A 13,102-nucleotide genomic window follows, 5' to 3' on the forward strand; every position below is an offset into this window, starting at 1 on the left:
ACCACTTAATTATAAATTCGCTTTTTTACGTTGGTCAATAATGTACTCAGAGGCACGCATCGAAAGGGCCAAAATGGTCCAAGTCGGGTTTTTATCGGCCTGCGAAACAAAGGTTCCCGCATCCACCACAAACACGTTGTCTGCATCGTGCAGCTGACTGTAACGGTTGGTCACAGATTTGGATGGATCATCTCCCATCCGCGTGGTTCCTACTTCGTGAATAATCCGCCCAGGAGCGGCCAATCCATAGTTTGATTCAGGGCCAGGTTTAGAACCATTTGCGATACCACCCATTGCTGCGATAATTTCTTCAAACGTATCTTGCATGTGTTTTGCTTGCTTAATCTCGTGCTCAGACCAAGTGTATTGGAAGCGCAACACTGGAATTCCGTACTTATCAACCACATTAGGGTCAATTTCGCAGAAGTTATCCTCCCGCGCGATAGCCTCCCCACGACCTGCCATTCCGAAGTTGGCTCCGTAAAAATGACGATAATCTTCTTTCAACGAAAGTCCGTACCCACCTGCTGGTTTAATCTTACCTTCTTTGTTAGGATATTTTCCGTTGATATTCTCCATTCCAAAACCAAAACCGTAGCCTGGCATCCCCATACCGCCACCGTATTCGATGTGATATCCACGAGGGAAATCAAGTTTTTTGCCGTTCAACCACCAAGGCGTGTACACGTGCATACCTCCTACTCCATCTTCGTTGTAGCGCTTACGATCAACCAAGTGGGGCAAAAAGGCACTGCGACTAGCACCGGTCGAATCGTGCAAGTATTTACCAAGTACACCGCTTGAGTTACCAAGACCTTTGGTATGGCGCGACGACTTAGAGTTCATCAACAAACGAGCTGATTCGCAGGCACTTGCTGCCAGCACTACAATCTTCGCTTTAACGGTATATTCCTGTAAATTGTTTTTGTCTACGAAAGAAACCCCTGTTGCTCTACCATCCTGGTTCGTAATTACTTCACGCGCCATTGCGTTGGTAAATACTTTGACGTTGCCCGTTTTTACGGCAGGTTTTACCAATACCGAAGAGGAGGAGAAATCGGCATACGCCTGACATCCACGGCTACACTGCGAGCAATAAAAACACGCACCCCGGTCTTTATTGATGGGTTTTGTAAGGATAGAAAGGCGCGACGGAATCACGGGAATTCCTGCTTTCTTACCAGCTTGCTTCAACATCAACTCGTGCAAACGCGGTTTGGGAGGAGGCAAAAAGAGGCCGTCGGGTTCATTCTCAATGTTTTCAATACTTCCAAAAACACCCACCAATCGGTCTACTTTATCGTAGTACGGCTTCACATCTTCGTAGCCGATGGGCCAGTTGTCGCCAAGTCCGTCAACATCTTTACGTTTAAAATCCAATGGACCAAAACGCAGCGAAATCCGCCCCCAGTGGTTGGTACGGCCGCCTAGCATCCGCGAACGGAACCAGTCAAACTGCGTACCACTCTTGCGGGTATAGGGCTCCCCGTCAATTTCCCAACCTCCCCAAGCAGCGTCGAAATCACCAAAAGGACGGTGATTGCCAGCACCCCGGCGGGGAGATTCCCAAGGATTCTTGAGCTGGGTAATGTACTTAGGGTCAGCAGGATCGTACCAAGGTCCCGCCTCAATGAGTGCGACTTTAGCGCCTGCTTCTGCCAAAACCTTGGCAGCCATCCCGCCTCCCGCACCCGAGCCTACGATGCAAACATCATAAACGATAGGTTGTTCTTTGATTTGAAAACTCATAAGTATGTCTATTGAAAAAGGTAACCAAGAATGGTTTTTAAAATTTTTGCTTAATGGTATAAAGAAACGTTTGACTTACAATTACTGTATATCTGGCAGCCTTTACTATTGTTCTATCATTATTTTTCTCAACCAATCCTCATCTAGCGTTCGCGACTGCCAATCTTGATGCTCCCGATGATAATATTTCCAGTTTTTTATTTGGGTTTTAATTTTATTCTCAAAACCAACAATTCGTGCGTCTTTTTGTTGGATTAATTCCAGTAAATAAGGCAATTTTGTCGGTCCTAGCTCTGTAATGTAGCCCATATCCAAGTTTTTTGCTTCCTTAATATTATACCAAGTAATCAACCTATCCCAATCCACCAAACCGTAACAAATAAGGACGCCATAAACCAACCAAGAGGTACGACGAATCAGGTACCAATTTGATTTCAAATATATAATTTTAATAAAAGTAAACAACAGCCCTCCAAACGTCAATCCCAGCGCCATGTACACCCAAATTCGCTTGAATGTCAACCCAAAAACATCGATGTAAAGCGCATTTTTATAGAATGTAAATACCGTTAAAAGCCCATTCAGGACAATCCAAAGCAGAGAAAGCTGCACCAACCGTTTGCGTTTTGGATAGAAATTTTGATTTGCTTTGAAATAAAACATAATCAGCCAAATTGCCACCAAAACACTGATAAGCAACGCATTAAACCCTTCGTGTACCTGTTCTGAAAATCCTTTCGGAGTTTGCTGCAAGTCTGGAATCAACATTTGAAGTACATTAAAAAGGATAAAACAGGAAATAAGCGCATTCAACATTCCGAAAAGTAACACTCCCTGCTGATTTTGATACCGCAGCATTAAAGGCAAAATTCCCTTTTTCACCTTTCTAATACGCACCAATTCATCCTTTCTTCTAGAATCTTCTTCTACGGCTGACTCAATGCCCCACGGAAAAAAAAGAGGGCATAGCCACACTATCCCAATCAAAATAGCACCGATAAATAAAAAATTTATGTGGGTTGTAAAAAAAGAAAAATCGACAGAAAAGGCTGGATTTGCCCAATTATAGAGAAAGTAAAAGGCCGTTGTGACCGAAAATGGAAGGACCAAAAAAGAGGGCTTAAAGCGAAATAATCCTTGAAAAGTTTTGCCCGTTTGGGCACTAAATTCTTTTCTTAAAAAAGGTAGATGGTTGGCAAACCCTCCCAAAAATGCCCCCACAAGGCCATTCAGCCAAGCCAAATGCAAACTGCTTCGGGGAGCGTACGTTAAGCCTACAAACACAAACAACGAACACACATATATTGCTTGTAACCAGCTACTTACATGCCAACCCACCGCGATGGCCGCAATCAATTGCATCGTAGCACCCATCCACCAATAACGAAAAGAAAGTAACGCTCGATGCGCCGCTCCCACTAATACGATAAGCACCAAAGAGAATACGGGCGCATTGTAGCCCTGCGCCTGATTGTAAAACAAATACGTGTGGACCGCAACCGCAGTCAGCCAAAGCAAGTTGGTTTTGTTCATGTTAGTTGTTTTTGTTTAAAAAGTACTTTGTATTACAAAGTAAATAAATCATAAACACATTATCCTACTATTTTTTCAATAAATTTGCGTCAACAAAATCGAAATATGTCTTTGCCACAAACGTCCACTCTTTTCCAAACCAAGTACGTCTCTTATGGGCTGGTTGCCGTTTTGATACTTGCGGCATGTCTTCGTCTCTATAAATTGGATGCCCACGGAATCTTTTTTGACGAAAAAGCAACGATGATGGTAAGCCAAGGCATGGTACAAAACGGCGGTAACCAACACGATGTCTTTAACCCAACGAAGTATACTTTCACCAATCAAGAATTTTGGCAGCCACAAACCTTAGATGAATATTTGGAGGCGATGCGCCGCAGCGACATCGGCAACAGTCCATTTTATTACCTTTTGCTCCACAATTGGCTCAACCTAACGGGCGTTTCAGATTTTACCTCTCGCCTGCTTTCTGTGCTTTTCAGCGTTCTGACGGTGTGGCTGATTTTTATTTTTACAAATCATTTTTTAAAATCATCGAGATTGGCGCTTACGGCGGCGGCCTTGGCGGCGATTGAGCCTTTTTTTATTACTTATTCGCAACAGGCGCGCAATTATTCGCTTACTTTCTTTCTGACATTACTCGCCACTTATTGCTTCCTACGTGCACTCGAAGCCGAAGAAAAACGTAAACCTTCTGCGCGTTGGTTTCTGTTTTATGGATTGGTGGCTGGATTGAGTTTTCTTTCTCATTTTCTGGCCGCAACGGTTTGCTTAGCCCACGGAATGTATGCCCTTATCACGGTTCGTCGGCTGCGCACTTGGGTAGCTTTGGTTGGAGCCGGTGCATTAGCAGTTTCGGGTTTGGCGGCTTGGATGATTTGGGGAGGCGGAGATTGGACCCTGAGATCACTCAATCATCAATCGGCATTGTATTTAGAATGTGCGCTCAATCGGCCCTATAATAACCCTTACGGCATTATTTTGCCCGCTACGTTTAAAAATCTATTCGATAAAAGCCTGCCGATATTTACCGATTTATGGATCTATTCAAATAGTCTGGTAGGCACGCTGGAAGGCAAAAAAAATGCAATTGTGGCCATTTTGATGGGTTTGGGGCTTATTGTGGCTTTTCGTTATTCTCAAAAAAATCCAGAAAAATCAACCATTATCAGCATAGGAGCTGCCGTTGTTTTGGGAGTTTGTACCATATTTTACAGCAATCATAAGCTAGGATTTTCGGTCGCTTCGGTCGCCATTCTGATGCTTTTTTTGGCATTTTATCAGACAACATTCAAAAACAAAAACCTGATTTGGTTTCTCATCATTATCGCCATTATTCCCTCGGCTTTCTTGATTTTCAATGCCGCCCGCAGCGGACACACCTATGGCTTGACCCAACGCTACTCGGGATTTTCGTTTCCGTATGTTATTATTTTGGCAAGTGTTGCATTGTGGCACCTGCTGGAAAGCAAAAATGGGTTTAAATACCTAATAATAGCGGTGTTGGTCATTCAGGCGATGTTTGTCGGACGTACCCTTCAAAGTTTCTACGACGATGTTTCGCCCAAATATAATTATCGCAGTGAGCCTCGTTTGCCCAACCCGCACTACGCTGCTGCCCAAAAAGCCCGCGAATTGTATCAAAAAGGCGATACAATCCTCATTGCTTCCCAAATTAACGTGTTTGACAACCCCATGGACCGTACTTTTATGCGTCATTCAGTAACCGATGCGCAATATTTTAACTTGTATTTACCAAAAGACGGTATCTTTGTGCAACGGTTAGACACGGTAAATGTGGATAAAATTTCCCTTAAAAAAGCCTCTGGGCAGTTAATTGAATTAACAGACTTGAAAGGAAAACGATACTAATGGTTGAAACACAAACGATCATCACTGACTACAAACGGCTCAGCGGCGAGCTTCGCCTCAAGGTACTGGGCCTTTACAAAAAAGCCAACGCGGGGCACATTGGTTGTTCTCTAAGCTGCATTGATTTATTAATTGCTGCTCTCATCCAACAAAAACGCCCGCAGGATTCTTTCCTACTCTCAAAAGGCCATGCGGCGGCGGCTTTATACGTGGCACTTAATCATTTAGGAGAGATTTCGGACGAAGTATTGGACACTTTTTATCAGGATGGAACCACCCTTCCCGCCCACCCTGCCCCCAATAAACACACCGGCATTCCGTTTGCTACGGGCTCATTGGGGCACGGCTTACCGATTGCTACGGGTATGGCTCACGCCAGCAAACTTTCGGATGAAGATTCCGTTTCGTTCGTGCTAATGTCAGACGGCGAAACCAACGAAGGTACCACCTGGGAAGCGGCCCACTATGCGATTCAAAATCAACTCGATAACCTAGTGGTGTTGGTGGATAAAAATGGCTTACAGGGCTTTGGCAATACAACAGATGTACTGGGAGAAACCGCCACCGTAGCCAAATGGAAGGCTATTGGTTTTGACGTTTTTGAGGCTGATGGCCACAATCCTGAAGCATTAATTGAAACCATTGAAACAGTCAAATTGCGCAAAAACGGATTGCCTAAGATCATCATTGCCCATACCATAAAAGGCAAAGGAGTTTCATACATGGAAAACCGTATGGAATGGCACTATCTACCCATGAGCGACGCCCAATACGAAACGGCAAAAGCAGATGTAATAAATGCTTACTTTTCTTAGGTTTTGCTTAATTTTGGCCAAACTCTGGTTTTGTTTATATGATGACTGACCGACAACGTATCGAGCAATTAGAGCTTTTAATCGCGGAATTTGCAATCAAGCGAGATTAGCATTCGGCTATTTGGAAGAGCACTCCGCCAAAAAGAATGTATATCTCTGCAAATCAAGCGTTTTGAAGAATCGATAAAGATTTGTTTGAAAGGTATTCAACAAAATAATGATGATATTCAGTTTTTACTCAAAAAACAGACTGAGTTTGAAGAAAAGCTGAATGAACTCAATTCCAAAATAGATGGCTTGGGTCTGCGTATGGACAAGATTGAGCAACGCATGGACAAGATAGAACAACGCATGGAGAATGTCGAGACCAAACTTAGATGTAATTATCAACATTCTTCAAAATAGAAATTAGCAACCTTGGGTGTTTATTTTACTAACATCCAAAATCTCATTTGTTTTGATTTATCAGGAAAAAATACTTCAGCTTAAAGGGCCCATATTTGTATTTGGAGCCAGCGGTTTTATCGGAGCCAATCTTTTCAAAGACATTTTCAAAGTTCGTGAGGATGTCTACGCCCTCACCCACGACGCCACCAAAGCTTGGCGCTTAAAATTGTTGGATATTCCCTTTGAGAATATCGTTCACTGCGATATTTTATCAAACAACTCCGTTGAGCAGACTTTTGAGCAATATAAGCCCAGAACCATTTTCAATCTGGCCGCTTACGGAGCGTACAGCAAGCAAAAAAACATCAATCTGACCTACGAGACCAACGTCATCGGAACGGTCAATATCTTAGAAAACTGCACCGACGAAACGGTTTACATTCATGCTGGAAGCAGTTCTGAATACGGGTTCAACTGTGCAGCCCCTAAAGAAACCGACCCCGTTAAACCCAACAGTCACTACGCCGTTTCGAAGGTCTCGGCGGCATATTTGATTGAGTTTTACGCCAAAGTTCATCAACGAAAAGCCCTCAACCTGCGCCTTTATTCCATTTATGGTGCTTGGGAAGAACCCGACCGGTTGATTCCGCGCCTGATTGAAGAAGCCCGCAAAGGCGGTTATCCACCGCTGGTTTCTCCCGATATAAGCCGCGATTTTGTGTACGCCGATGATTGTGTAGAAGCATTTTTGGACGCGGCATTAAAGGTAAATACAAACATTTCGGGCAAATCTTATAACATCGCAACGGGTGAAAAAACCACCATGCGCGAGCTGGTCGAAACCTCCCGTCAGACCTTTGGTCAGACGGATGTACCAGTCTGGGGAAGTATGCCCAATCGCGGCTGGGATTTATCAGACTGGTACGGTGACCCTACCGAAGCCCAAAAAGACTTGGGTTGGAAAGCCCGCACATCCCTTAGCGAGGGGCTTAGATTGAACAAAGAATGGCAGGAAGCAAACCAATACGAAGAACGGATTCTGCCCGCTTTTGCCAATCCAAAGCTTAATCCTGTGATTACAGCCATCATAGCCTGCTACAAAGATGCTCAGGCGATTCCGTTCATGTACGAGCGGTTGGTCAAAACCTTCAATGTACTTAAAGTACGGTACGAAATTATTTTTGTCAATGATGCTTCGCCCGACAATCAGGACGAAGTAATAAACGCCATTTGCCAACGTGATTCCAACGTCATCGGCATCACGCACTCGCGGAATTTTGGCTCTCAATCGGCCTTTTTGAGCGGTATGGAAATTTCCACCGGCGACGCCGTTGTATTGATGGACGGTGATTTGCAAGACCCGCCAGAAGTGATTCCTCATTTTTATGAAAAGTGGTCAAATGGCTTCGATGTGGTATACGGCGTGCGCGTACAACGCGAAATGAAGCCTCATATCCACTTTTTTTATAAAGCTTTTTACAAAGTTTTCCAAAACCTCAGCTACATCCCCATTCCTCGCGACGCGGGCGATTTCTCCATGATTGACCGCAAAGTGGTTAAGGAGCTGGTGGCCCTGCCCGAAACCGAGCAGTTTTTGCGCGGCCTGCGGGCGTGGGTTGGTTTTAAGCAAACGGGCGTAGACTACGTGCGCCCCGAGCGAATGTTTGGCGTATCGACCAACAACTGGCGAAAAAATATTTGGTGGGCCAAGAAAGCCATTTTCTCGTTCAGCTTTGCACCTTTAGAACTCATGAGTTACGCGGGCTTTAGTCTTACGGCCTGTTCAATTTTGGGGATTTTCTACCAAATATTGGCGAAATATTTTTTCGCCCCCGATACCCCTCAAGGCTTCACAACGGTAATAATTCTGATTACACTTTTTGGAGGTTTGACCATGCTAGGTATCTCATTTTTAGGCGAATACATCAGCAAAATTTTTGAAGAAACCAAAAAAAGGCCCAAGTTTATCCGTACTAAAATTCAAAAAGGCGAAAAAACATTTCGTACTTCGGATGAAATCATGACCTTGGTAAAACAGCGGAAGAAATAACCAAATCATACCTAAGGTGAGAAGCCGTCAACAGAGCCCAATTAGCTATTGGGCTCTGTTGACGGCTTCTGCAGTTTTTCTAAAACTAGTCGAAAGTTTGCTGTCTTGAAAATGGTTGATAGTATGGGCTTCTATCATGAAACTTCACCCCTTTTTTATTCTGATATACACCAAAATATTTTGGATATAAATCTTATTAGTATATTTTTGTTGCATCCTACAATTTGCCAACCAAGCAGTTAGCTATTATAGTCAGCCTTGGTAAATCCCCTACCTACCTTACTTTCCGTTTTGATGAAACAAAAGTTTACCACTTCCTCACTTTCCTTCATTTTTGCAATCCTTCCCTTCGTTTTTTTTTGTATTTTTTTGATATTTTTTGCCACTAATCTTCCACAAGGAGACGATTTTGCTTTAATTCTAAATTTTTTATCTGAATATGTTTCCGCAAAAGGTGGATTTATTGCAAAGTGGAAGCTATTGAGTGACCAGTTTGTCGAACACCGTCTTTTTTATACAAGATTTATTGTACTAAGCCAGTACCTCCTATCGGGAGAGGTCTCCTTTTATACCATTACCATTCTAGGCAACTTATCTTTAGTCGGCATTTTAATTCTTACTTGGCGACAGTTACAGCTTGCCAGTCATTCCGTTTACTATCTCATTCCCATATCACTTTTGGTATTTCAACCCTGTTATTCATACGATGGGGTGTTATGGCCAGCGGCTACCCTCGCTTACAATTCTGTTTCCTTTTTTGCGCTTTTGACAATTCATTGGCTTTCAAGCCGTCATAACTTTCATTTCTGGTTGGCCTTAGGTGCGGCCGCCATTTGCATGTATACCTTTGGTAATGGAGTCTTAGTCTTGGTGGCAGGTGCAGGATTGTTGGTGATACAAAAACGTTGGAAAGAACTTCTGATTTGGGGCATATTCACCATTTCCATCTTATTTGTATATTTTTCAGACTATCAACAATACGAAAATCGGAATAATCCAATTCATAACCTGCTCAATCATCCTCAATATATTTTTCTCAATTTTCTGGTTTTTCTGGGCTCAGCCCTCAATTGGGATGAAGAATGGCTTAGACCTCTCAATCTAAACGACTCCGCTTCGGTACTGGCAGGCGGACTGGTGCTTGCCACTTTCTTTTATTTGTTTTTTAAGACAATCAAGGCTTGGATTCAGCCAAACCTCGGCCCCCAAAAGATTAGCAAAAGTGAGCGTCGATTTACAGAATTCCTATTTGGTAGCTTTATTTTTTTTATACTAACAGGCTTTTTACTCTGCATTTCACGCGTGGATAAAGACCAGATTTTTGCGCATATCAACCGCTATCGTATTCATTCGGTAGTTGGCTTGCTCCTCACTTATTGCATGGGCCTCCGTTATTTACAGTCAAAATCACTTCTTTATGCACTAACTTTGGGGAGTATTCTGGGCATTTTTATGCTTTCGTATTTTCATTTTTATAATATATTCGCTCAGTATAAACGAGAGTATATTACGGCCCAATACAACTGGGTCACGAGTAATCAGTGGTTTATCTACCGAGATACTTCCTACTGGGAAGAATCCTCCAAACTAATCATGGACAAGGCAGCGAAAAGCATTAATTTTCGCATTACCGATTCTCCTTTTTCTCAGGTAATAGTCAAAGAGGAAGCCGTTTCAAATTTTAAGATTGAGCAAAATAAAAGCAAAAAAATGCTCAAAATGATGGGTTCTGCGCCCAAATTACGCCCATTTGGTGCCTCTGAAGATTATTATATTGCGTTTAAAAACCTTACAACATCCACCACGTTTTTGGTGGCAACCACGTATAAGCGCCGAAGTATCCGACTGGTGCTCATGGGAGAGAATTATTATTATCCTCAATTCCGCAAGGAATTGACCTACCGACATTTTCCAACGGGAACTTACCAAATCGGTGTGGCGTACAGTAGCAATAATACCGTAGAACTCAAGTGGCAGCCCTTTACTTTTGAGGTCGTTCAGGAGAGTAATCATGTTTACTAGCCTGCTGAATTTGGGTAGCCTTTTGAATTTTACTTAATTTGCAGCCATTTCATTCTATAGATAGCCACTTCATCGTGAAGTAAGCCCTCTTGAAGCAACATACCGTTAGTTATGCGCAAAGAATTTTCAGCCGCCATCGAAAAATTAGCACTCGCCGATGAATCTATAGTATTCATTACTGGTGATTTAGGATATAATGCCTTAGAAAATTTACAGGAAAAATTAGGGAAACGCTTCATCAATGCTGGTGTAGCCGAGCAAAATATGGTAGGCGTAGCCGCAGGAATGGCTTACAAAGGCTACAAAGTTTTTTGTTATAGCATCGCCCCTTTTGTGGTATATCGTTGTCTCGAGCAATTCCGCAATGATGCCTGTCTCCATAACCTGCCCGTGTTTCTTGTGGGCAACGGTGGTGGGTACGGCTACGGCATCATGGGCAGTACGCACCATGCCATCGAAGATTTGGCATGCCTGAGCAGCCTGCAAAATGTAAAAACATGGATTCCAGCTTTTAGCGACGAAGTTGAACCTGTTTTAACGCAGATAGTACACGAAAAACGCCCCGCCTATTTACGCCTCGGCGTGGGTCCACTCACTCCCGAAGGAGCTGTTTTGTCGGGGTCGTTGAAAAAAGTGGTGCACACGCCCAACGCCCAAACTGCCATTATCGCTTTAGGACCCATTGCGGCCAATGTATTAAAAGCACTTAAAGAGCCTGAATTGCAGGCTAATTGTAGCGTTTATACCGCACTTAGCCTTCCGCTTCAACTCACTGATACTACCTTACAAGAGTTGCGGCAGGCAGAAAATATACTGGTGGTAGAAGAGCACGTAAGTATTGGGGGTTTAGGCCAACAACTCTCGGTAAAATTGCTCGAAACGGGGATTCATCCGCAGCGTTTTCAATCATTGTCGGCCCAAGGATACCCCAACGGGCTTTATGGAAGTCAGCAGTACCACCAAACCCAGTCGGGGCTGGATGTTAAAAACATCGTAAATGTCTTACGGTCATTTGCCGAATCGCCACTACTACACACTAATCACCCCCATAGTTGATGAACAAAAGATCATTGGCATCCTTACTGGTTACGTTTGCCCTGATATTTGTGTATTATCAGCTTTGGAATCGTTATGCCATTAATATCCCAAAATGGGATGACCACGCCTTTAAAGCTACCTTAATTAATTTTGATAAAGCCGATAGTTTTGGCGGAAAAGTATACGAAATTTACCGTCAGCACAACGAGCACCGGGTAGCCCTGACCCGATTAATTGCCGTGATTGATTATAAAATCTTCGGTCATCTCAATTACGAGCATTTGATGTTTTTCGGAAATTTGGCCTTGTTGGTGATTTGGTGGCTACTTACCCGTTTTTTTAAACCCTTGCCCGGGGCAGTCTGGTACGCCTTGCCCATTGCTACGCTTTGGTTTTCACTGGCTTTTTGGGAAAATACCTTTTGGGGCATGGCCGCCGTTCAAAACTTATGGGTGGTGGCTTGGGCAGTACTAACCTTCTGGCGACTAAGTCGAGGCGACAAGTACTGGTGGTGGGCCTTACCGATGGCATTTATGGGCGTATTCACCAGTGGCAATGGCCTCCTGATTTTACCCCTTGCATTGGGCGTTTTATTGCTACAAAAGCGTTGGAAAATTGCCGCTATTTGGACGGTATTCAGCATTTTGAGCATTGTCCTTTATTTTTGGGATTATCAAAGCCCTCCCACTGATTTGAGCGCGTCGGGCAGTTTTCACTCTTTTATCAGGGGTTTTTTACTTTTTTGTGGCTCGATGTTCGAGGGACTGCCGTTCGGCAATTTTCCATTTCAAATGCCGCTCTGGTTTGGGGCTTTGTCGTTATTTGTAAGCCTGAGTATGCTGCTTTACATTCTGAGAAGTTATTGGAAGCGCCACTTTGTATTAAACGAATTTGACTACTTTTATTTAGGGGGAGTGGGGTTTGCGTTGATTACTGCATTGATTGTCAACTACTCACGTACGGGTTTAGGCTCAGATATCATGCTACTGAGTCGCTATAAACTCTACTCAGCTTTATTGGTAAGCTTTAATATCGCTTATCTGACCCGCCTCGTAAATTCACGCTTTCGGGAGGTTTTGACGGTTACTTTTGTGGTAAGTGCAGGTTTTTTATACGCCTGCAATCAGCATTATCATTTGTACGACGCTATTCAGCTACGCAAATACCTGATAAGCACCAGTTTTAACTGGCGCAATGAGGCTCCCGCCACCAATACGATTTATCAAGCGCCCAAATTGTTTCTGGAGAAAATAAGTCTTCCCAAAGACAGTATTGTGGTTGGGGGAAAGGCGTGTTCTAGCAACGACTCTTTATTGGAATTGAAACAACCCAATTACCGCCTTTATGACCTCCGCGATGGAGGCTTGTATGTGCTTTTGTCAAATGAAAAGCACCAATACATCTTCCCAACCCAGCAGGCCCGTAAGCATTCACTGCGGAATTTCGTCAATTACAACCGATTTTTCATCAAAGGTTCAACGGCGCGTATTGGGGCCGCCGAAGTCATTCCTGGAACCTACCGAATACGATGGTTGCATTATGACCGAAAAGGCAAACTGTATTTGGAAAACGCAGAGTGTGAGGTCATGACATTCAAGGACGTGAAAAAGGCAGTTATAAAAACAAATTGGTAATT

General features: G+C 43.5%; 9 protein-coding genes. 7 read left to right on the forward strand and 2 right to left on the reverse strand.

The genetic code is table 11. The features are described from left to right. Positions 1-9 precede the first annotated feature (9 nt). Both GVN20_RS09010 and GVN20_RS09015 read right to left on the reverse strand, forming a co-directional pair. Entirely contained in the window at positions 10-1,749 is a 1,740-nt protein-coding gene (locus GVN20_RS09010; RefSeq protein ID WP_166557987.1) for a GMC family oxidoreductase, read from the reverse strand. Between the two features lie 105 nt (positions 1,750-1,854). After that, positions 1,855-3,282, reverse strand: coding sequence for a DUF4173 domain-containing protein (locus GVN20_RS09015; RefSeq protein ID WP_166557988.1), 1,428 nt, complete (start codon positions 3,280-3,282; stop codon positions 1,855-1,857). 105 nt (positions 3,283-3,387) lie between these two features. Here GVN20_RS09015 and GVN20_RS09020 point away from each other — a divergent pair, with 105 nt between their 5' ends. From GVN20_RS09020 to GVN20_RS09050, 7 genes are all read left to right on the forward strand, one after another. Then, positions 3,388-5,154: a glycosyltransferase family 39 protein gene (locus GVN20_RS09020; protein WP_166557989.1), complete on the forward strand. Its 1,767-nt coding sequence runs from the start codon at positions 3,388-3,390 to the stop codon at positions 5,152-5,154. Continuing rightward, positions 5,154-5,969 (forward strand): transketolase, encoded by an 816-nt coding sequence (locus GVN20_RS09025; protein WP_166557990.1) that lies wholly within the window; start codon positions 5,154-5,156, stop codon positions 5,967-5,969. The genes GVN20_RS09020 and GVN20_RS09025 overlap by 1 nt, the downstream gene beginning before the upstream one ends. A gap of 90 nt (positions 5,970-6,059) precedes the next feature. Beyond that, on the forward strand, positions 6,060-6,374 hold the full coding sequence (locus tag GVN20_RS09030) for a hypothetical protein (protein ID WP_166557991.1): 315 nt from the start codon (positions 6,060-6,062) through the stop codon (positions 6,372-6,374). A gap of 52 nt (positions 6,375-6,426) precedes the next feature. Then, entirely contained in the window at positions 6,427-8,406 is a 1,980-nt protein-coding gene (locus GVN20_RS09035; protein WP_206023229.1) for an NAD-dependent epimerase/dehydratase family protein, read from the forward strand. A gap of 678 nt (positions 8,407-9,084) precedes the next feature. Continuing rightward, complete coding sequence (locus GVN20_RS09040; protein ID WP_166557992.1) at positions 9,085-10,428, forward strand: hypothetical protein; 1,344 nt, start codon at positions 9,085-9,087, stop codon at positions 10,426-10,428. Positions 10,429-10,539: 111 nt separating this feature from the next. Beyond that, positions 10,540-11,484, forward strand: a complete 945-nt coding sequence (locus GVN20_RS09045) for a transketolase family protein (protein WP_166557993.1) — start codon at positions 10,540-10,542, stop codon at positions 11,482-11,484. Then, a complete protein-coding gene (locus GVN20_RS09050) occupies positions 11,484-13,100 on the forward strand; it encodes a hypothetical protein (RefSeq protein WP_166557994.1) in 1,617 nt (538 codons plus the stop codon). The genes GVN20_RS09045 and GVN20_RS09050 overlap by 1 nt, the downstream gene beginning before the upstream one ends. The last annotated feature ends 2 nt before the right edge of the window (positions 13,101-13,102 follow it).

The sequence above is a fragment of the Runella sp. CRIBMP genome (genome assembly GCF_009905605.1).
Taxonomy (GTDB): domain Bacteria; phylum Bacteroidota; class Bacteroidia; order Cytophagales; family Spirosomataceae; genus Runella.